Origin of the sequence: Qipengyuania xiapuensis, from assembly GCF_019711395.1 — a bacterium.
GTDB lineage: Bacteria > Pseudomonadota > Alphaproteobacteria > Sphingomonadales > Sphingomonadaceae > Qipengyuania > Qipengyuania xiapuensis.
Map to the genome: position 1 here is coordinate 593,415 of NZ_JAIGNL010000001.1, position 19,241 is coordinate 612,655.

19 protein-coding genes and 1 tRNA gene are annotated in these 19,241 nt (G+C 63.8%); 9 read left to right on the forward strand and 11 right to left on the reverse strand.

What is annotated here, in order from left to right; translation table 11 throughout:
* Positions 1-51: 51 nt before the first annotated feature.
* Positions 52-2,841 carry an ATP-binding protein gene (locus K3163_RS02940; RefSeq protein WP_221552092.1) on the reverse strand — a complete coding sequence of 930 codons (2,790 nt, stop codon included), beginning with the start codon at positions 2,839-2,841 and terminating at the stop codon, positions 52-54.
* A 153-nt stretch (positions 2,842-2,994) separates the two neighbouring features.
* On the opposite strand from K3163_RS02940, the gene K3163_RS02945 reads away from it, so the two are divergent.
* The 3 genes from K3163_RS02945 to K3163_RS02955 are packed head-to-tail and all read left to right on the forward strand — an operon-like array spanning position 2,995 to position 5,531.
* Complete coding sequence (locus K3163_RS02945) at positions 2,995-3,648, forward strand: energy transducer TonB (RefSeq protein WP_247712443.1); 654 nt, start codon at positions 2,995-2,997, stop codon at positions 3,646-3,648.
* Positions 3,649-3,708: 60 nt separating this feature from the next.
* Entirely contained in the window at positions 3,709-4,725 is a 1,017-nt protein-coding gene (locus K3163_RS02950) for a mannose-1-phosphate guanylyltransferase (RefSeq protein WP_345719692.1), read from the forward strand.
* Positions 4,726-4,733: 8 nt separating this feature from the next.
* Positions 4,734-5,531, forward strand: a complete 798-nt coding sequence (locus K3163_RS02955) for a class I mannose-6-phosphate isomerase (RefSeq protein WP_221552096.1) — start codon at positions 4,734-4,736, stop codon at positions 5,529-5,531.
* On the opposite strand, the gene K3163_RS02960 is transcribed toward K3163_RS02955, so the two are convergent.
* The 6 genes from K3163_RS02960 to K3163_RS02985 form a co-directional block, all read right to left on the reverse strand.
* Entirely contained in the window at positions 5,521-8,055 is a 2,535-nt protein-coding gene (locus K3163_RS02960) for an HWE histidine kinase domain-containing protein (protein ID WP_221552099.1), read from the reverse strand. The genes K3163_RS02955 and K3163_RS02960 overlap by 11 nt on opposite strands.
* Positions 8,052-8,588 (reverse strand): biliverdin-producing heme oxygenase, encoded by a 537-nt coding sequence (locus K3163_RS13680; RefSeq protein WP_221429276.1) that lies wholly within the window; start codon positions 8,586-8,588, stop codon positions 8,052-8,054. The genes K3163_RS02960 and K3163_RS13680 overlap by 4 nt, the downstream gene beginning before the upstream one ends.
* 149 nt (positions 8,589-8,737) lie before the next feature.
* Entirely contained in the window at positions 8,738-9,040 is a 303-nt protein-coding gene (locus K3163_RS02970; protein WP_221429275.1) for a polyhydroxyalkanoic acid system family protein, read from the reverse strand.
* Complete coding sequence (locus K3163_RS02975; protein ID WP_221552101.1) at positions 9,040-9,837, reverse strand: hypothetical protein; 798 nt, start codon at positions 9,835-9,837, stop codon at positions 9,040-9,042. The genes K3163_RS02970 and K3163_RS02975 overlap by 1 nt, the downstream gene beginning before the upstream one ends.
* Before the next feature lies 1 nt (position 9,838).
* Positions 9,839-11,089 carry a toxic anion resistance protein gene (locus K3163_RS02980; protein ID WP_244921321.1) on the reverse strand — a complete coding sequence of 417 codons (1,251 nt, stop codon included), beginning with the start codon at positions 11,087-11,089 and terminating at the stop codon, positions 9,839-9,841.
* Between the two features lie 115 nt (positions 11,090-11,204).
* Complete coding sequence (locus K3163_RS02985) at positions 11,205-12,944, reverse strand: fatty acyl-AMP ligase (RefSeq protein WP_221552106.1); 1,740 nt, start codon at positions 12,942-12,944, stop codon at positions 11,205-11,207.
* A 131-nt stretch (positions 12,945-13,075) separates the two neighbouring features.
* Between K3163_RS02985 and K3163_RS02990 the strand changes: the two genes are divergently transcribed.
* The 4 genes from K3163_RS02990 (at position 13,076) to K3163_RS03005 (ending at position 15,101) form a co-directional block, all read left to right on the forward strand.
* On the forward strand, positions 13,076-13,654 hold the full coding sequence (locus tag K3163_RS02990) for a regulatory protein RecX (protein WP_221429272.1): 579 nt from the start codon (positions 13,076-13,078) through the stop codon (positions 13,652-13,654).
* Positions 13,630-14,148, forward strand: a complete 519-nt coding sequence (locus tag K3163_RS02995) for a DUF192 domain-containing protein (protein ID WP_221429271.1) — start codon at positions 13,630-13,632, stop codon at positions 14,146-14,148. The genes K3163_RS02990 and K3163_RS02995 overlap by 25 nt, the downstream gene beginning before the upstream one ends.
* Positions 14,149-14,211: 63 nt before the next feature.
* Positions 14,212-14,610: an NADH:ubiquinone oxidoreductase subunit NDUFA12 gene (locus tag K3163_RS03000; protein ID WP_221429270.1), complete on the forward strand. Its 399-nt coding sequence runs from the start codon at positions 14,212-14,214 to the stop codon at positions 14,608-14,610.
* A 2-nt stretch (positions 14,611-14,612) separates the two neighbouring features.
* Positions 14,613-15,101: a DUF2155 domain-containing protein gene (locus K3163_RS03005; RefSeq protein WP_221552107.1), complete on the forward strand. Its 489-nt coding sequence runs from the start codon at positions 14,613-14,615 to the stop codon at positions 15,099-15,101.
* On the opposite strand, the gene aat is transcribed toward K3163_RS03005, so the two are convergent.
* On the reverse strand, positions 15,050-15,733 hold the full coding sequence (gene aat / locus K3163_RS03010) for a leucyl/phenylalanyl-tRNA--protein transferase (RefSeq protein WP_221552108.1): 684 nt from the start codon (positions 15,731-15,733) through the stop codon (positions 15,050-15,052). The genes K3163_RS03005 and aat overlap by 52 nt on opposite strands.
* 90 nt (positions 15,734-15,823) lie before the next feature.
* Between aat and K3163_RS03015 the strand changes: the two genes are divergently transcribed.
* Both K3163_RS03015 and K3163_RS03020 read left to right on the forward strand, forming a co-directional pair.
* Positions 15,824-15,899: transfer RNA gene (locus tag K3163_RS03015), tRNA-Trp, on the forward strand.
* A gap of 52 nt (positions 15,900-15,951) precedes the next feature.
* The gene (locus K3163_RS03020) at positions 15,952-16,842 is read left to right on the forward strand and encodes an LOG family protein (RefSeq protein WP_221552115.1); all 891 of its coding nucleotides are present in this window, start codon (positions 15,952-15,954) and stop codon (positions 16,840-16,842) included.
* On the opposite strand, the gene thiD is transcribed toward K3163_RS03020, so the two are convergent.
* From thiD to glmM, 3 genes are read right to left on the reverse strand one after another with little or no spacing between them, the layout of a single operon-like run.
* Positions 16,839-17,660 carry a bifunctional hydroxymethylpyrimidine kinase/phosphomethylpyrimidine kinase gene (thiD, locus tag K3163_RS03025; protein WP_221429266.1) on the reverse strand — a complete coding sequence of 274 codons (822 nt, stop codon included), beginning with the start codon at positions 17,658-17,660 and terminating at the stop codon, positions 16,839-16,841. The genes K3163_RS03020 and thiD overlap by 4 nt on opposite strands.
* The gene (locus K3163_RS03030; RefSeq protein ID WP_221552117.1) at positions 17,657-17,881 is read right to left on the reverse strand and encodes a DUF1272 domain-containing protein; all 225 of its coding nucleotides are present in this window, start codon (positions 17,879-17,881) and stop codon (positions 17,657-17,659) included. Before K3163_RS03030 ends, thiD begins: the two co-directional genes overlap by 4 nt.
* On the reverse strand, positions 17,881-19,218 hold the full coding sequence (glmM, locus tag K3163_RS03035; RefSeq protein ID WP_221429264.1) for a phosphoglucosamine mutase: 1,338 nt from the start codon (positions 19,216-19,218) through the stop codon (positions 17,881-17,883). Before glmM ends, K3163_RS03030 begins: the two co-directional genes overlap by 1 nt.
* Positions 19,219-19,241: the final 23 nt, after the last annotated feature.

A 19,241-nucleotide genomic window follows, 5' to 3' on the forward strand; every position in this document is an offset into this window, starting at 1 on the left:
AGGGCGGCCCCTCGGGGTCGCCCTTTTTCTTTGCCTGAGTGTGACCCGGTGTCAGGCCGCGTCGAGTAGCTCCTCTGCAAGCTGCCTGCGAATGTCAGGTTCCACGCCGGACCGCAGCGCGCGCTCAAGCGCGGCCGCCTTCTTCCCGAGCCCCGGTTCGCCGAACATGGCGGCCGTACCGGCCAGCTTGTGCACCGTACGTGCCAGCTCCTCGATCCGAGCGCCTTCGAGCTCATTGCCTCCCAGCGCCTCCGTCACGGCCTGGATCGCCTCTTTTCGGCGCTCGCTCCAGCGGGCCATCATCTCGGGAGACTTGCGTGGAGTTGAGAGGCTCGCAGGGGCAGCCGCGCTTTCGTCGACGATCCGGACCGGCATCCAGCGGGCGAGTGCCTTCGACAGATCTTCGAAGACGAGGGGCTTTGCGAGATGCGCCTGCATTCCTGCATCCTGTGCCGCAGCGACATCCTCGGGAAAGGCATTGGCCGTGAGCGCGATGATCGGCAGGCTTTCGGGCCCGACACCGCTATCGCGGATCATCCGGGTCGCCGAATAACCATCGCAACCGGGCATCTGGATGTCCATGAGGACGAGGTCGAAGCTGGTGTCCTTCTCGACTTCCGAGAGCACGGCCTCGACAGCCTCGAGACCGTCTTGCGCAACGACGACGTCCTGCCCGAGCTCCTCGAGCATGGCGGTCGCCAGCATGCGGTTCACATCGTGGTCCTCGGCAAGCAAGACCCGACCGCGGTTAGGCCGATCGACATCGGTCGCCCTGCGTCCGGTACCGGCAGCTTCCTTTTTCGCGCCATCCGCTGCCTTCATCGGGATGCGCAGGGTGAAGCGCGAGCCCAGCCCCGGCATGGAATCGGCCGTAAGCGATCCGCCGAGCAGTTCGGCGAGCTGGCGCGAGATGCTGAGGCCGAGCCCGGTGCCGCCGAAGCGGCGCGTTGTGGTGGCCTCTTCCTGCACGAAGGGTGCGAAAATATTCTCGAGGCGTTTCGGAGCAATGCCGATCCCGCTGTCCTCGACGACGAAGGCCAGCGTCTCACCCTCGCTCTCGACCGTTAGCGAGACGGTTCCGCTTTCCGTGAACTTCACCGCATTGCCGAGGAGGTTGAGGAGGATCTGCCTCAGCCGCAGCGGATCGCTGTGCACACACTGCGGCAGGTCGGGCTCGGCAGTGGTGACAAGCGATATTCCCTTCCGCTCGGCACCCTCGTGGTGGAGGTGCGCGCAATCGGCGACCAGCTGGGCGATGTCGACCCGCTCGTAATTGAGCACCAGCTTGCCCGATTCGATCTTCGAGATGTCGAGAATGTCGTTGAGCAGCATCATCATCGAGCGTCCCGAACGCACGATGAGCTGCGCATAGCGTTTCGCGTCCTCGTCGAGATCCATCCGCGAGAGCAGGTCGGCAAACCCGAGTACGCCGTTCATGGGCGTGCGGATTTCATGGCTCATGTTGGCAAGGAATTCCGCCTTGGCGCGTGCGGCGTTCTCGGCATGGCGGGTGGCACGCTTGAGGCGGCCTTCGAGCTCGACGCGGGTGGTGACATCGCGTGCCGACACTATGATGCCCTCGCGCTCGCCCGTCTCGAAATTGAATGCGACCGCGCAATCTGCCTCGATATGGACCGCGCTCCCGTCCTCGGCATCGAGGTAGCGGCGGTAGGTGAAGCGCTCCTTGTCCTTCTTGCCGGTCAGGAGAGCTTCCTGGACGTCATGGATCGCCCGCGTAGCTTCCGGATGAACCCGTTCACCGGCGCTCTTTCCGAGGAAATCGCCGGGCGGCAGGCCGAGCACGGTCTCCACCGAGGGCGAGGCGTAGGTGCACTTTCCGTCCAAGTCGAAGCGCAGGATCGCGTCGGTGATGTTGTCGGCGAGCAGGGCGAGTTGCTGCCTGCCTGCATCGAGTTCCATGCGGGCCCTATCCCGAGTGGCCAGCACGGCGGCTATGGGCAGGCCGACGACCATTGCGGACGCCAGGAATGTTTCGAGGACCAGCAATTGCATGGCCATCGGTACGGGCAGGAGATTGATCGGTCCCTTGCCAAGCTGGGTGAAGACCAGCGCGATCAGGGCGACCTTCAGAGTGGAGAAGGCGGTCCCGAGCGCCCCCAGCCTGAAGGCATGGGCCACCACGATGGGCGGCACGAGGAACAGCAGCGGGTATTGGGTCTGGTTGAAAACGGCGAGGGTCAGGGTAGTGCCGCAGCCGGTCAGTACCAGCCATTCCAATGCCTCGCGCGGTGTCGGCATGCGCGGGTTGCTCAGTGCGTCATGGAGGACGAGGGCACCGGGGGCGAGGATCAACATTGCGAGCGCGTCGGACCCGGCCCAGCGTAGCACGGCCGTTGGCGAAAGTCCGTCGGAAACAAGCAGGGCGACCGAGGCGACCAGCGCTGAGCACATCGGCGCGATGAGCCCGGCAGCAACCATGAAGTAGCCCAGATCGTGGGTGTCGGACATGTCCGGTCGCGGCCCGCACCAGCGGCGTACGAGCCTGATCGCGAGCAGGATCTCGACCGAATTGGCAAGCGCGAGGGTACCCGCGGTGAAAGCGGAATCGCCCGCGTAGAAATTCGCCAGCAAATTGCCGGCATACATTGCAGCGAGGAAGAACGCCTCCTGCGGCACGCGAAACCGCAGGAGGAAGGCGACCGCCAGTGCGTTGGGCAGCCAGACGACAGCGATGCGCCCCTCTCCGCGGGTCAGCGCGATGCTCAGATAGGCAAGGGCGGCGAAGGCGATCAGTCCTGCCAGCGGGAGCAGGAGCGCATTTGCAGCGGGAGCTTTCCCCCTCCGGTCGGAACTGGGGAGGATGGCGGCGGTGGAATCCATGGGCGTGTCCCCTGTCGTGAAGCGCGCTGGCGGGAAAAAATTTGGCCGGAACGTCCCGGCGGCTTCTCCCGTTCTTGCTTCATGTCCGAAACGGCGACCCGATTCAGCACGACCAGGAAGCGGCTCAACCCCTGGGTTATTGTGCTTATACTGTTGATTCACTTGGGAATCTTCTACGTACTAATACGTGCGCTTGCGCCCACCGCGGTCGCGAGCGTCGAGCAGACGGTGGTTTCCGCTTTCACGGTGACCGTCTCTGCGCCCGAAGAAGAGACCCCTGTGACCGAACCCGAACCCGACGAGGGCGCGCAGGGCGATCCGGGCGAGGAAGCTGTCCCGCAGCCGGTCTCCGCGCCCACTCCGCGGCAACAGGTCCGCGAGGACCGGCCCGTTCCGCGCGCCGCATCGACGGGTTCGGCAACGACTTCGGGCGCGACGCAATCGGGCGATGGCACGGGCGCGGCAGGAAGCGGCACCGGTACCGGATCGGGGCGTGGCGGCAGCGGGCAGGGCGGCGTCGCAGCGACGAAGCCCGTGCTCATCCGCTCGATTACCGACAGCAGCGCCTTTCCCATCCCGCCCGGTGGCCGCCAGGCACGGATAGGTGAATCGGTGATCGTACGTTTGACGGTGAACGCGCAGGGCCGCGTGACAGCGTGTTCGATCTACCGGCCAAGCCCGTTCCCCGAGACCGATGCGGTCGTCTGCCGCCTGTCCTACGAGCAAATCCGCTTCGAACCGGCCCGAGATGCGCAGGGTAATCCGGTTCCAGCGCCGTTCTACTACCGGCAGCGTTTCTTCAACTGACAAGCGCACAAGCACTGCCTATGGAGGGGCGCAAGAAGCGGCCCGAATAAGGAATTGCAAGTGATACAGCCTGTCGTCCTGTGCGGAGGAAGCGGCACGCGCCTGTGGCCGCTGAGCCGCCCCGACAGGCCCAAGCCGTTCCTCCCGCTCCTGGGCAAACGCACGCTCTTCCAGCAGACGCTGGACCGCGTGGCCGACCGCTCGCGATTTGCCGACCCGATCGTCGTTGCCGGCGGCGCCCATACCCCGATGATCGAAGACCAGGCGGGCCGCCATCACCTCATCGTCGAACCGCATGCGAAGAATACCGCGCCTGCCATCGCGCTGGCTGCAGCAAGAGTTCCGCGCGAGACGGTACTGCTGGTTTGCCCGAGCGATCATCACATCGGCGACGAAGATGCATTCCGCGAAGGTGTAGAGGCGGCGAAGAGCCTTGCAGAGCGGGGAAGGCTCGTCTGTTTCGGCATCGCTCCCGACCGCCCTGAAACCGGCTATGGCTATATCGAGCGGGGCGAGGCGCTGGAGACGGGTCACGCCGTGTCCCGCTTCGTCGAGAAGCCTGACGGCGAGGCTGCCGAAAGTTATCTCGCGAGTGGCAAGTTCGTCTGGAACGGGGGAATATTCCTCTTCCGGGCGGGCGACTACCTCGACGAACTGGCGAAGCATCGTCCCGAGATGGCCAAGCTCATCGACGAGGCGGTCGCAGGTGGCCGTAGCGAAGGTCATGTCTTCTGCCCCGGCGCCGCGCCCTTCGGTGGGATCGCCGCGGAAAGTATCGATTACGCAGTGATGGAAGCGACAGAGCGCGCAGCGGTGGTGAGCGCGAATATGGGCTGGTCCGATATCGGCGACTGGAATGCACTCATGATCGCGCGTGAGGCCGCAGGTCTCGATCTGTGCGCGCCCGACACGCAGGCGGTCGGTGCCGACGATATCATGACCGTCAGCGACGGGGCGCGCATCTCGGTGGTGGGGCTCGATGACGTGATCGTCGTGGTCGACGGGGACGAGGTCCTCGTCCTCTCGCGCGACGCGGCGCAGTCGGTACGGCAGCTAAACCCGGCAGACCGGACATGAGCGAAGCGATGAGACTGCAACCATGGTTGCTCGAGAAGCCGTGGGGCCGGACTGGCCTGCCGAAACGGCTCGTCGGCGACAGCCAGGGGGCCGTCGGGGAGATCTGGTACGCGCCGCCCGCGCCGCTCGACAGCATCCTCACCAAATACCTCTTCACCAGCGCCAAGCTGTCCGTACAGGTCCATCCGCGCGCAAGCTTCAGCCCGACTGGGCGAGGCAAGGACGAGTGCTGGCTGGTCATCGATGCCGAACCCGGAGCCCGCCTTGCGACCGGTTTCAGGGAAGAGATCGGACCTGATGCGATCCGGCAGGCGGCACTCGACGGTTCGATCGAGCACCTGCTCGACTGGCGCGAGGTGGCGGTGAACGAGTTTCTCTATGTTCCTGCCGGCACGGTTCACGCCATGGGTCCGGGACTTTCTATCGTCGAGGTGCAGCAGAACACCGATATCACCTACCGGCTGTACGATTACGGGCGCGACCGGCCCCTGCATCTCGATGAAGCGATCGGCAGCGCCTTCGGCTCATTGCACCCGGCAGACCTGCGCCGATTGATCGATCCGGCGCGCTCGCAGATGTTGGTCCAAGGGCCCTATTTCGCCGTCGCCCAGGTTTCGCAGTCCGCTGCGGACGAGGTCATCTCGCAGATGGGAGGTCCCGTCCAGCTCATCCCGCTCGAAGGGCATTGCGAATTGGAAGGCGAGCGCATCGAGGCGGGCAGTTCTGCTTTTGCTAGCTCGGTGAACGTTGTCGATTTCTCCGGCTGCCCGCGCTGCCTCTTGGTGGGCCTTCCGCTCAGGACTTGAGGATCGAGACCAGATCGTCCTTGCCGTAAGGCTTGGTCAGCAGGCCGTCGGCCCCGAGCTCCTCGAGGCGATCCTCGAGTTCCCCGTAGCCGCTTGCGAGCCAGTAAGGGATCTTCCTGCGGGCGAGTTCCTTGGCCACACGCTCGCTGCTCTCACTGCCGAGATTGTAGTCGAGAATCGCGAGGTCGGGCTCCTTGCGTTCGAGAGCCTTGAGCGCGCCTGCGACCGTGCTTTCGACCACGACATGCTCGACGCCGAGTTCCTTCAGGCAGTCTTCCGTATCGAGTGCGATGATCATGCTGTCCTCCACGACCAGCACGTGATCGGGGACGCTGTCCAATAGCGGCGCGGAAGCCTTTTCCTGCTTCCTCTGCGTCTGCGGGGGCACCGACTTGGTCTCCCATGAGACGAAGCGCTGCGGCACCATGAAGAAGGCTTCGAGGCCCTGCAGCTTGTAATCGACCTTCGCCTCGCCACCCAGCTCAAAGGGGATCGAGCGTTCGATGATCGTCGACCCGAAACCGCGGCGCTTGGGTGGTTTCACCGGGGGGCCGCCGACCTCCTTCCAGTGGATTTCGAGGGCGTCGTCGTCCGTCTGCCTCATCTCGATCAGCAACTCGCCGCTGCTGTCGCTCAGCGATCCGTATTTGGCCGAGTTCGTCATCATCTCGTGGATGACGAGGGCAAGCACCGTATAGGCTTCGGGCACGACCATGGGGTCGGGTCCGTCAACGGTGATGCGGCTGGTCTTGCCGGAGAGGTAGGCATTGGCCTCGGTCTCGATCAGCTCGTGCAGCGGGGCGGAAGACCAGTTGCCCTTGGTAATGTTGTCGTGCGCCGAGGCGAGCGAGGATATGCGTCCGCCGACGATATCGGAGAATTCTTCGACCGACTTCGCTTCACCGCGCGACTGGTTCACGAGCCCGCGGATGAGGTTGAGGATGTTGCGGACGCGGTGATTGAGCTCGGAAATCAGCAATTCCTGCTGGTTCTGCGCCTTTGCGCGCTCCTGTACGGCTTCGTCCGTCAGTCGCAGGATGATCTCAAGCAGCGTGACGCGAAGCCCCTCTGCAACCTGCAGCTCGCCGCTGGTCCAGGGAGAGCTTCGTCCCTCGACGGTTTCCTGCCAGGCCTCGAAGCTCTTGCGCGGGGTCAGGCGCGCTCCGTTGGGCCCGTATTCGACGGGCTTCTCCGGATTGCCCGCCCAGCGCACGCTCTGGCTCAATTCCTCGCGCCACAGGACGAGATAGTCGCGCGGAGTCCGCGAGACCGGGATGGTGAGCGCGCCGACCACACGGTCGGAGAAGCGCTCGGCCTTGGGAATGCGCTCGCTCATCGCGTCGGTCGCGAAGATCTTGCTCGTGGCGGCTGCATTGAGCGAGCCGACGATCGCCCGGAATTCTTCCTCGTTGGGCGCGGCACCCTGCGCTTCGTAGACATTGTCCATGAAGACACTGGCGCCGTCGTGCGGGATGATGTTCTGGATGACCGGCGAGAGCATCGGGAGGCTCTCGTTCAACGGCGTGCCGGCAGCGATATCACGCATCAGGCGATCGTGCACCTCGCGCCCCGCGATGCGCAGCTCGTCGCTCTTGCTGTGCAGCGCCCTTTCGAGCAGCAGCGAGAACATCTCCGAGAACAGCTCTGCCGTCGTGCGCCGCGAATAGGGAAGCATCTTGGCTTCGTAGTGGTGGCAGGCGAACAGCCCCCACAGCTCTCCGCCGATCACGATGGAGATCGACAGCGAAGCGCCGACACCCATGTTCTTGAGATATTCGATATGGATCGGCGAGACCGCGCGCAGCGTGCTCATCGAAAGGTCGAGTTCCTTGCCCTCGATCGTGTGTTCGGGGACGATGTCGACAGGTTCGGAATGCACGTCGCTGATGATGCGGAAACGGTTCCGCTTATAGAGCTCGCGCGCCTGGGCCGGGATGTCGCTCTTAGGATAGCGGAGGCCACGGAAGGCTTCGAGCCCGTCACGCTTTGCCTCGGCAACGACTTCTCCGGAAAGATCGTCGTGAAAGCGGTAGACCATCACGCGGTCCATCTCGAGCGAGGAACGCAGCTGGCGGGCTGCCTCCTGCACGATGCCCTCGACGGTATCGTGCCGTTCGAGACGGCTCATGATCGGGCGAAGCAAGCCGATCTGGCGGTTGAGATCGCCCTTCGCATGCGGTTCAATCTCGATGACGAGGTAGGCACCGGACTGGTGCACGGCGCAGTCGAAAAGATCGTCGGAGCCGGTAAGAGCTACACCGAAGAGTCGCTCAACCTGGTCGCCGTCGGCAATGACGGAGACCGCGCTGCGAAGCCTCATGAACGCGTTGCGATCGAGGTAATCGGAAAGTTTCGCTCCTGCTTCGACCTCGCGGTCGATGCCGAGCATGTTTTCGAGATTGGTCGAGCGCTGGCTGACGAACCAGTCGCCATTGACCGTGACGAGCGCCCCGAATGATTGGATCTTGCCGAGCTTGTGGATCGGCTCGCGGTCGCAACTTGTAAGGTCGACCTCCTGGCTCACGCGGCCTGCTCCATCAGGTGGTCGGCAAATGCGCCTTCGAACAGGGCGAAAGACTTCAGGGCGCCGCGGGTAGCCGGTTCGAGCGAACTTGCAGGATCTGCCGCTTCGATCACGGCTAGCAGCCTGCGAAAATACTCGGGCATCGATGGGTCGGAAAGGAATGCGTCTGCGCCAGAAAGGCCTGCCTTGCGGCGCCGGGCAAGCAGCGTGCGATTGCCGAGCGAGGAGCCGGCGATGACCCAGGCGGCCCCGAGGGCTTCGAGCGGACTATCGAAGCGGGGCGCTTCGGCGGACACAGGAAGGACCCGGCCGAGCGAGGCAATATCGCGCGCGAGGCGAGGGGTCTGTGCGGGGGGAGCCTGGATGCCGGCAGGAGCCGTAAGCGCAAAAGCCCGCTCCACCGCGGCGCGGGCGCTGTACTGAGCCTTCAGGAAAATCGCGTAATCATGATCGCAGGTCAGCGGAAGCGCGCCGGCAGCAGCGTCGAGCCGCCTGTGCGCAGCATCGGTCGCCTCGCGTAATTCTTTCCTCACTTCGGACCCCCTTATTTCCGAGTGTTACGGCAGGAGGTCGACGAAACGGAGACCCGACAAAGCGGTGAGGCAAAGCCCTGCGTTCGCAGAAAGCGCCTGAATTATCGAAAGGTTCCCGACAAAATCGATATTTGTCGGATGTTTTGGAGCTATTTCGCTTCGAGGAGCTTTTGACCCTTCTTGCGGATCGCTCCTGCGATGACCGGTTCCACGAAGGAAAGTGCGGGCGGAAGGTCGATTTCGAAGATCACCTGCGTGTCCTCGATCAGGACTTGCGCGCGGGTGACATTGCCCATCGCCTTGATGTCCAGCGCCATGCAGTCCTCGTTGGGCCAGCTGGTCTCGACCTCTGCCATGCCGCCGGGGATCGCATCGGCGATCTCGTGACTGCGGGCCTTCATGCGGCGACGGACCTCGTCCTTGCCGAGATCGTGGGGAAGCGGGACGCGCATCAGTTCGGAGCCTTTTGCTTGTCGAGATCGAAGTCGGGAAGCGGCACTCCGGTGTCAGACAGGGAAGTCTCGGCGCCTTCGCCATATTTGTAGTCGAGATAACGATTCTTGATCGCAAGGTCATCGATGGAACCCTGCGCCAACTGGCGATTGATCGAATCGATCTCGCGGCTGATCACATCAAGACCGTTCTCTAGCTGCTTGACCGGCGTAGTTCCCGACCGCTCTTCGTAGCGCATGCTTTCGGGGATCTTCAGGAACCCTTCGATCATGTCGGGCATGTCCTCGCCCACCAGCTTGCGAATTTCCCTAGCGGTAGGATGCTTCTGATCGACGTCCTCCAATTGACGCTGCAGCTCATCGAGCTGGCTGCCAATGATTGCCAGACTTTTTGCAATCGGTTTGGGCAACTTCGAGCGCTGCATTTCCAGCCACAGCTCGGTCTTGCCAACAAGATCGCGTACATTTTCCGTTTTGAGGTCGGCACGCTTCGGCACTTCCATTTTGGGGTAGCTGGAAAACACGCCGATCGCGACGATGCTGGCAACGAGCACAGCCATCAGGCCCCAAAAGCCGATGCCACTGAACATCGCGCCGGCGATCCCACTGGCCAGCCAAATGGCAAAGACCGCAATCACGATATTGCGGGCCTTTTTGCCCCAATGCTTCGCCTTAAGCTTGGCAGACCCGCGACCAATGGAGCCCGCGCGGCGATGCACACCGCCGGCACGTTGCTGCGACAGCGATTCCTTCGCCGCCCGAACGATATTGTCACTGTCGCGGGTGAGGTCGTTCATATCAGCCTTCGATGCTCAGCAGGTTCGATTCCTGGATCGAAGACTGCGCCTGTGCCTGTCCTTCGGCACGGGCGATGTAGCCTTTCGACTTCTCGACCTCGTCGGTGAGCACGTTGACCGTCTGCTTCATGCTGTCGAGCGCGCGCAGCTTGAACTGGTCGACCTCGTCCATCGTGTCGTAGATGTTCTGGAAGGCGCGCTGCAGCGTCTCCAGCGGGATCGTGCTGGCGGCGGCCTGCTCGTGGATCTTGCCCGTCTGGTCGCGCAGCATCGTGCTGGTACTGTCGATGATGCCTGCTGTAGTGTCGTTGAGCGCGGTGATCTGGCCCAGCACGAGGCGCTGGTTGGTCATCGCCTCGGCCACGGTAACCGCGGTGCGAAGCGCGCCCACGGTGGTCGTGCTGGCACGGTCGACGCCCTTCACGAGCTCGACATTGTTCTTCTTCACGAGGTCCAGCGCGAGGTAACCCTGCACGCTGACTGCCATCTGCGTGAGCAGGTCCTGCGTACGCTGGCGGACATAAAACAGCGCGGTTTCGCGGATCGCCTTGGCCTTGGCCGGATCGGTCGCGTCGAGTTCCGCGGCCTTTTCCTCGAGCTTGCCGTCGAGCGTGTTCGAGATGTGGATCATCTGCTCGAGGTTGCCCATGGCTTCCCAGAGCTTCTGGCGTTCCACGTCGATCGCGGCATTGTCCATGATCAGCTCGTCCTTGCCGCTGGCGAGGTTCGAGAGGATCGACTGGATATGCGTCTGCGCGCTCTGGTAGCTGCGGAAGTAGTTCGTCAGCTTGTTGCCGAAAGGAATAATGCCGAGGAACTTGCGCGTGCCAGAAAGCTTGCCGCGCTTGCCCGGATCGAGGTCTTCGACCACACGGCGCAGCTCTGCGAGGTTCGCGCCGACGCCTTCGTCCTTGTCCATCGCGCGGACCGGGCGGTCGAGGAAGCGGTTCGACATGCCAGCCGCCGCCATGATTTCCTTGCGGCCCATATTGGTCAGCTGGTCGACCTTCTTGCCGAATTCGGGCGAGTTCGCGTCCTGCGAAATGAGATCTTCCACGAAGCCGTCGACCTTGGTTTCGAGCTTGCTCTTCACCTCTTCGGAAACCGGCACGAGGCCGGCCGCCTTTTCGGGCGCGACCGCGGGTACGGGGTCGGGCGGAGTCAGGTCGAACTCGGGCGGCGCAGCCGTAGTCGTGGGAGCGGCCTTTGCGGGTGCAGGCGCAGCTTCGGGCTTGGGCGTTTCGTCACTCATGATATTTCAGCAGACCTCCGAGAGAACCAGGGCGTGTGAGCCTTAGTTCTGTATTAGGTCTCTATAACACGAGTTTCAAGCGCCTCTGTCCTTCCGGATCAGCGGTTTGCCGAAACTAGGCGGCCAGTTCGAGTTCGATCGGCTGGATTTCGCCCGAAAGGTATAGCCTCTTGGCCTTCGCACGGCTGAGCTTGCCCGAGCTGGTGCGCGGCAGCGTGCGCGGCGGCACTAGCTCGACGACGCAGCTCATTCCGGTCACGCCGCGGACCTTGTCGGAGATCTGGTCGCGCAGCTTGATGCGCTCTTCCGGCTCGGAAACACGGCAATGGACGAGCACGGCTGGCGCTTCCTCGCCATTCTCGGTCTCGATCGAGAAGGCGGCGATGTCGCCGTGGTTGAAGCCGGGCAGCTGTTCCACCGCCCATTCGATGTCCTGCGGCCAGTGGTTCTTGCCGTTGATGATGATCATGTCCTTCGCGCGGCCCACGATGAACAGGTAGCCATCGGCGAGGTAGCCCATGTCACCGGTGTCCAGCCAGCCGTCGACGAGGCATTCATCGGTCGCTTCCTGGTTGCGGAAGTAGGAGTGCATGACGCTCTTGCCGCGGCACCAGACCTTGCCGATCTGGTGGTCGCCCTTGGCATTGCCCTGCTCGTCGCGGATTTCGACCTCCATCCCGGGGATCGGCTTGCCGCAGTTGACGATCGCGCGATAGCGCGCGGGATTCTTGAGGTCGCGCGGACGGCCCGATAGGCGCTCTTCCTCGACCAGCTCGACGCGGATGCCTTCGCCCGGCGGCATTACGGTAACCGCGAGCGTCGCCTCGGCAAGCCCGTAGCTCGGCGTGAATGCATTCGCCTTGAAGCCCGCGTCGGAGAATGCGTTGACGAAATTCTGCATGACGTCGGGGCGGATCATGTCCGCGCCGTTACCGGCGGTGCGCCAGCGCGAGAGGTCGAAGCGGTCCGCGACGTGGCTCTGGCTGGAAATGCGGCGCGCGCAGATGTCGTAGCCGAAAGTCGGCGAATAGCTGAGGGTCGTGCCCTTGTTGCGGCTGATGAGGTCGAGCCAGGCGAGCGGACGGCGGGCGAAGTGCTCTGTCCGGATAAGGTCGACCGAGACCTGGTTTGCGATCAGCGACAGGAAGCAGCCGACGAGGCCCATATCATGGTACCAGGGCAGCCAGCTCACCACCCGGTCGTTCGTGCCGATGTCCATCGACTGGGCATGGCCGCGCAGATTGTGGAGCAGCGCCTCGTGGGTGACGGCAACGCCGGTCGGGAAACGCGTCGAGCCGGAAGAATACTGGAGGTAGCTGATATCGTCGGGCTTGGCTTCGGGCAGCTCGCACTCCGGGCCTTCGCGCTGGGCGAACACGTCCCAGCTTTCGCCCTCGCAGCCCTGCTTGTCGGCAGCGGCCTTGGCCATTTCGGCGATTTCGGGCGGATAGAGGAGAATGCGCGGATCGCTGCTCTCGAGCTGGACCTTGAGCTGGTCGATATAGCTTTCCTTGCCGCCGAAGGTGGTCGGCAGGGGCAGCGGGACGGGCCAGGCGCCCGCATAGATGCAGGCGCAGAACAATGCGGAGAATTCGGAGCTGGTTTCGGCAACCAGCGCCACGCGCTCGTTCTTGCCGATGCCCGAAGCGATCAGCTTGTAGGCCATCGCGATCGCATCGCTGCGCATTTCGGAATAGGGATAGACGCGCGCGAGGTTGCCGCGCATGTCGTGGAAATTGAGTCCCTTTTCGCTTCGGGCTGCGTAATCGATCGCGTCGTTGAAAGTCGCGAAGTCGCTCCTGCGTCGTGGCAGGTTGCAGTCGTTCGGCGTCGGCGTCAAAACGGCGTCGTTCATAGCTTTGTTATGATACCTTTTGAAATTCAGTGCCTTATGGCGACCCAAATGCAGAAATTTGCCGCGCTCCCTACCGCGGCCCCTCATTCGATGTTTCCCAATCGATAAGGACTGTGGCAAGAATATGGCCGATGGTTGATGCTTCCGCAACAAGGCGTCGCAATCGTCGTTCGCCGAAACCGCTTGATCGCACGCGGCTGAACGACCTCGCGCTCCATTATGTTGCTCGCTTCGCAACGTCCACAGGAAAGCTTCGGACATACCTGCAGCGCAAGCTGCGCGAGCGCGGATGGGAGGGTGACGGCCAGCCCGATATCGATGCGCTGGTCGAACGTTTCGCCGACAAGGGCTATGTCGATGACGAGGCCTATGCCCGCTCCAAGGCGAATGGATTGCTCGCGCGCGGCTATGGCGCACGGCGGGTGGAGGAGACCCTCCGGGCGGCCGGCATCGACGAGGAGGTGCGCGGCGACGCGGCTCCCGAGGAAGCGGAGGCCCGGCAGGCGGCGGTAGCGCTGGCGAAGCGTCGGCGATTCGGTCCCTTCGCGCGGCCCGGATCGGACGAGACGGTCGAAGAAGCCCACAAACGGCGCGAAAAGCAGCTTGCCGCAATCATTCGCGCGGGCCATGGATTCGACCACGCCCGGCGCATCGTCGAGGCGCGGACGGTCGAGGAGTTGGAAGAATGGGCTTGGGACGCACAGGACTGATCGCACGGGGATTTTCCATCGCTGCGGGAGCGGCCATCCTTTTCGCCTGCTCGCCCCAGCCATCCGCAGAACCTGCACCGGCCAGCGTCGGCGACGAGGCGGCGCCCAGCGTCCACCCTGTATCGGGCCTCGAGATCATTCCGGTCACCGTCACCAGCGGCGACGAGACTTTCGAATTCCGTTCCGAGCTGGCCGCCAGCCGCGAGGCGCAGGCGCAGGGCCTCATGTTCCGCACGGAGCTGGGCGACTGGGAGGCGATGATCTTCCCGAGCGAGCCGCAGACGGCGCGCAGCTTCTGGATGAAGAACACGCCGATCCCGCTCGACATCATTTTCATCGGGACTGACGGCAGGATCCTCAACATCGCCGCGATGACCGAGCCCTATTCGCTCGAATCGGTCTATTCGCAGGGTACCACCAGCGGGGTTCTGGAACTGCGCGGCGGCCGTGCGGAGGAACTCGGTATCGAGCCGGGAGATATGGTCCGGTGGTAAAGCGAGCGCCGACGCCTTCAAGGGCGCTTGAGGCGCGCCCAAAACAAGGCTAAGCGCGCGGCCATGAGTCTCCTCGGAAAAATCTTCACCTGGTGGAACGGTGCAACCATCGGCACGCTCCTGTGGTCTTCCCGCAATGGCGAGAAAGTCGGCACCGACGCGCAGGGCAATACCTATTTCCGCTCCAAGAAGCGTGGCGAAGGCCAGCGCGAGCGTCGCTGGGTGATTTACGAGGGTCCCAACGATGCGAGCCGCGTGCCCGCAGAATGGCACGGCTGGCTGCACGGCGCATTCGACGACGTGCCCGAGAGCAACCTTCCGCCGCCGCGCATCTGGGAAGCCGAATATACGCCCAATGCGACCGGTACCGAGAAGGCCTATCGCCCGCAGGGTGCGCTCGAAAAGGGTGGCAAGCGCGCACGCGCAGTGGGCGACTACGAAGCCTGGTCGCCGGACGCCTGAGCATGATGCGCGCGGGCGCACTTCTTGCCGGCCTTGCGCTGCTGACGGCCTGTTCGGACGACCCTGCCGCGCCGGCTCCCGTCGAAACCGAGATTCCCGAAGACCTGCAGAACGTGGCTCCGCCGCCTGCATCGGGCGCCGAAGTCGCCGGCATCGGTACGCCGATGGAAGAGCGCGTCGCGACGATCGGCCTCCTCAACAAGCGCAACAACCTCGCGCAGGATCTCGAGCTGAGGCCGGGCGAACAGCAGCGGGTCGGCGATGTGATCGTGCGTCTCAGAGCCTGCGAGCGAACGGCGCCGTGGGAATTCGAGAAGGACGAGGGCGCATTCGTGCAGGTCCTCGTGCGCGAGCGCGGCAGCGAGAGCGATTTCCGCTCGGTCTTTTCCGGCTGGCTGTTCAAGAACAAGCCCTCGATCAACGTGGTCGAGCACCCGATTTACGACGTGTGGGTCAAGGCCTGCGCGATGGAGTTCCCGGGCGAGGAATGAGCGTTCGCTTCGGCGATCGCCTGCGGGATGCGCCCCGTCGGCACGCCGCGGGCAGAATGCAGCAATCCCAGGTACCTGGCCTGCGGCATGGCAACTGCGCCCAATGAGCCGAGGTGGTCGGTCATGAACTGGCAGTCGAGCAGGACGTAGCCGGCCCGCTTCATCGCGGCGACGAGCCATGCGAGCGCGACCTTGCTGGCATTGTCCGCCCGGCTGAACATGCTCTCGCCGCAGAACACCCGGTCGAAAGCCACGCCGTACAGGCCGCCGACCAGTTCGCCGTCCTGCCAGACCTCGACCGAATGGGCGTGTCCCTGCTCCTGTAGAGCGATGTAGCTCGCCTCGATCTGGTGGCTGATCCAGCTTTCCGCATGCTCTTCGCGCGGCTCGGCGCAGGCAGAGATTACTGCGCGAAAGTCCCGGTCGCAGGTGACGCGGTAGCGATCCTGCCGGATGACCTTGCGCAGGCTCTTCGACATGCGGAACCCGTCGAGCGGGATGATCGCCCTCTCGCGCGGCTCGACCCAGTAGACTTCGCGGTCGTTCCGGTGGTCGGCCATGGGAAAGATGCCGCTGCGATAGGCGCGCAGCAGCAATTCCGCTGGGATGATCTCTGGTACCGGCGCATGCATGGCGCGCATATCCTAACAGTTCGCACAAGGTAGCGATACTTGTCTTGCCAAGCGCGCGCGGCTCTTCTAATGCGCCGCTCTCCAAGCTGCAGGGGTGTAGCTCAGCTGGTAGAGCATCGGTCTCCAAAACCGAGGGCCACGGGTTCGAATCCTGTCACCCCTGCCATTTCCTCTTCAATGACTTGTCGCTGACGCAAGGCGCGCCTATCGCGCAAGTCATGACAGAAGAAGAAAAACGCAAGCGCGGCATCCAGGACCGCAAGTTCTACCCTGCACACAAAGAAGCCCAGTTCGAAAAGAAGGGCCTCGAAACACACACTCCGCAGACCGAACACCCCTCATACAAGCTGGCTTTCCAGGACACGGACTTCCTCCTGCGCGAGGAACTGCGCCCGGTTCGCTTCCAACTCGAGCTGCTGAAGCCCGAGATGGTTCTCGACGAAGCCGGCGTCGGCTCGACGCTGGTCATGTACGGCAGCGCCCGCATTCCCCCGCCCGATGCGGCGGAAGCCGCTCTGGAAGGTGCCAAGGACCTTCCGGAATACGACCGCAAGGTCGTCGAGAACCTCGTCGCCAAGAGCAAGTATTACGACGAGGCCCGCAAGCTCGGGAAGCTGGCGACCGAGAAATCGATCATCGAGGATGGCAAGCGCCAGTTCGTCGTGTGTTCGGGCGGTGGCCCTTCGATCATGGAGGCGGCCAACCGCGGCGCCAGCGAGGCTGGCGGGGAATCGATCGGCCTCAACATCATCCTGCCGCATGAGCAGGCGCCCAACAGCTATGTGACGCCCTACCTCTCGCTGAACTTCCACTATTTCGCGCTGCGCAAGATGCACTTCCTGCTGCGTGCTCGTGCGGTCGCGGTGTTCCCGGGCGGTTTCGGCACGTTCGACGAACTGTTCGAACTGCTCACGCTGATCCAGACCGGCAAGATGAAGCCGATTCCGATCCTGCTGTTCGGCAAGGATTTCTGGACCCGCGTGGTCGATTTCGAGGCGATTGCCGAGGAAGGCACGATCTCGAAAAAGGACTTGGACCTGTTCCGCTGGTGCGAGACCGCGGAAGAGGCCTGGGCCTATCTCTGCGACTTCTACGACCTGGGCTGCTAGCCCTCGTCAGGGGCGGACAGCTTGCGCACCGCATGGTGTCCGAGCGGTCCGCTTCCCTCGCCGAACCCTGGGGCCTGCTCGATCGCCGAGTAGGTAAAGGCGCGCGCGATGCGCACGGCATGCGTCAGCGGCTGGCGCATGGCGAGCAGCGTCGCGAGGGCAGCCGATAAAGTGCAGCCGGTCCCATGCGTGTGCCGCGTTTCGATGCGTGCATGGCCGAAACTTGCCAGCTTGCCCGAGGCGGAAACGACGTAGTCGATCACTTGGTCGCCTTCGCCGTGGCCGCCCTTGGCAAGCACGATAGTGTCGCGCTCGCGCGCAAGGTCGAGCGCGGCTTCGAAGACGCTTTCGCCGTCGATCTCCTCGCGCCCGGTAAGGGCGGCAAGCTCGGGCAGGTTGGGCGTGACGATGGTGGCGATATCCATCAGCGCACCGAAGCCTTCGATGGTCGCCTCGTCGGCGAGGATCGAGCCGCTGGTTGCAACCATGACCGGATCGAACACGATCGGCCCTGCAAAGGTATCGAGCCGCTTGGCGAGCCGCATGGCGATCTCGGGCGAACCGAGCATGCCGATCTTGATCGCATCGACCCCGATATCGGTGAGGCAGCTTTCGAGCTGGTCCATGACGAGACCCGGATCCATCGGCGCGACCTGCTGGACCCCGCGTGTGTTCTGCGCGGTCACTGCCGTGATCGCGGTCATGGCATAGCCGCCGAGCATGGCGATGGTCTTGATGTCGGCCTGGATGCCGGCACCACCCGAGCTGTCGGAACCGGCGATCGAAAGTACGCGTGGCGGGACGGGGCGCTCGCTCATGGCTTGAACTTGCGCGAGGTGCTGGGCGGAAACTTGTCGTGCAGCTTCTTCGCTCGAGTCGGGCGGTCCATCAGCTCGCCGCCGCAATTGGGGCAGAGGTCATCGAGATCGTCCGCGCAGTCAGCGCAGTAGGTGCATTCAAAGCTGCAGATGAAGGCACCCGGGTTCTCCGCGGGAAGGTCGCTGCCGCAGCGTTCGCAGTCGGGGCGCATCTCGAGCATCAGACGGCGTCCCTTACCGCGTCGCAAATTCGGTCGACGACGCGTTCGACCTGAGCGGCATCGTCGCCTTCAGCCATGACGCGGATCACCGGTTCCGTGCCCGATGGACGGATCACGAGGCGGCCCGAGCCTTCCAGTTCCTTCTCGGCTTCGGCGATCACCGATTTGACGCTCTCGGCCTCCAGCGGCTTGCCGCCCGAATAGCGCACGTTCTTGAGCAGCTGCGGGACCGGATCGAAGACATGCAGCAGTTCGCTCGCAGGCTTGCCCGAGCGGACCACGCTCGCAAGGACGCGCAGCGCGGCCACCGTCCCGTCACCGGTCGTGCCGTAATCGGTCAGGATCATGTGGCCGGACTGCTCTCCGCCGACGTTGAAGCCGCCTTCTTTCATCCTCTCGAGCACGTAGCGGTCGCCGACCTTGGTGCGCTCAAGCGTCAGGCCCTTGTCCTTGAGATAGCGTTCGAGGCCGAGGTTGCTCATCACGGTGGCGACCACGCCGCCGCCCTTGAGATCTCCGCGGTCGTTGAGGCGCGTGGCGATGAGGCCCATGATCTGGTCGCCGTCGACTGCCTGGCCCTTCTCGTCGATCACGATCAGCCGGTCGGCATCGCCGTCGAGCGCGATCCCTATGTCCGCGCCTTCCGCGACAACACGCGCCTTGATCGCGTCGAGCGCGGTAGAGCCCACGCCGTCGTTGATGTTCGTGCCGTTAGGCTCGGTGCCCATGGCGATGACTTCGGCGCCCAGTTCCCAGATCGCGCTGGGGGCGACCTGGTAGGCCGCGCCGTTGGCGCAATCGACCACGACCTTGAGCCCGTCGAATCGGATGTCGCTCGCCACCGACTGCTTGACCGCGTGGATATAGCGCCCGCTCGCATCGTCGATCCGCCGCGCGCGCCCGATCCGATCGGGCTGGACCAGCAGCGGCTCCTGCTCGATCAGCAATTCGATCGCCGCTTCGGCCTCGTCGGACAGCTTGTAGCCGTCGGGCCCGAAGAGCTTGATGCCGTTGTCCTCGAACGGGTTGTGGCTGGCCGATATCATCACGCCGAGATCCGCGCGCATCTCGCGCGTCAGGAGCGCGATCGCAGGCGTCGGAAGCGGGCCGGTCATGATCACGTCCATGCCCACGCTGGTGAAGCCTGCCACCAGCGCGCTCTCCATCATGTAGCCCGAAAGGCGCGTATCCTTGCCGATCACCACACGATGCCGGTGGCCGCCGCGCAGGAAGTGCGTTCCCGCCGCCTGGCCCACCTTCATCACGGTCGCGGCGGTCATCGCACCCTGGTTGGTGCGGCCACGAATACCGTCGGTGCCGAAGAACTTGCGCGCCATAAATGCCTTTCCCTGCTTCTGCG

Excerpts from the sequence above, each read along its gene's own strand:
- K3163_RS03020 (WP_221552115.1), top strand. The coding sequence starts at position 15,952 with ATGACAGAAGAAGAAAAACGCAAGCGCGGCATCCAGGACCGCAAGTTC.
- K3163_RS02970 (WP_221429275.1), bottom strand. The coding sequence starts at position 9,040 with ATGCGCGTCCCGCTTCCCCACGATCTCGGCAAGGACGAGGTCCGTCGC.
- K3163_RS02955 (WP_221552096.1), top strand. The coding sequence starts at position 4,734 with ATGAGACTGCAACCATGGTTGCTCGAGAAGCCGTGGGGCCGGACTGGC.
- K3163_RS03000 (WP_221429270.1), top strand. The coding sequence starts at position 14,212 with ATGAGTCTCCTCGGAAAAATCTTCACCTGGTGGAACGGTGCAACCATC.
- aat (WP_221552108.1), bottom strand. The coding sequence starts at position 15,733 with ATGCATGCGCCGGTACCAGAGATCATCCCAGCGGAATTGCTGCTGCGC.
- K3163_RS02940 (WP_221552092.1), bottom strand. The coding sequence starts at position 2,841 with ATGGATTCCACCGCCGCCATCCTCCCCAGTTCCGACCGGAGGGGGAAA.
- thiD (WP_221429266.1), bottom strand. The coding sequence starts at position 17,660 with ATGAGCGAGCGCCCCGTCCCGCCACGCGTACTTTCGATCGCCGGTTCC.
- K3163_RS02975 (WP_221552101.1), bottom strand. The coding sequence starts at position 9,837 with ATGAACGACCTCACCCGCGACAGTGACAATATCGTTCGGGCGGCGAAG.
- K3163_RS03030 (WP_221552117.1), bottom strand. The coding sequence starts at position 17,881 with ATGCTCGAGATGCGCCCCGACTGCGAACGCTGCGGCAGCGACCTTCCC.
- K3163_RS02990 (WP_221429272.1), top strand. The coding sequence starts at position 13,076 with ATGGTTGATGCTTCCGCAACAAGGCGTCGCAATCGTCGTTCGCCGAAA.
- K3163_RS02985 (WP_221552106.1), bottom strand. The coding sequence starts at position 12,944 with ATGAACGACGCCGTTTTGACGCCGACGCCGAACGACTGCAACCTGCCA.
- K3163_RS03005 (WP_221552107.1), top strand. The coding sequence starts at position 14,613 with ATGATGCGCGCGGGCGCACTTCTTGCCGGCCTTGCGCTGCTGACGGCC.
- K3163_RS02995 (WP_221429271.1), top strand. The coding sequence starts at position 13,630 with ATGGGCTTGGGACGCACAGGACTGATCGCACGGGGATTTTCCATCGCT.
- K3163_RS02980 (WP_244921321.1), bottom strand. The coding sequence starts at position 11,089 with ATGAGTGACGAAACGCCCAAGCCCGAAGCTGCGCCTGCACCCGCAAAG.
- glmM (WP_221429264.1), bottom strand. The coding sequence starts at position 19,218 with ATGGCGCGCAAGTTCTTCGGCACCGACGGTATTCGTGGCCGCACCAAC.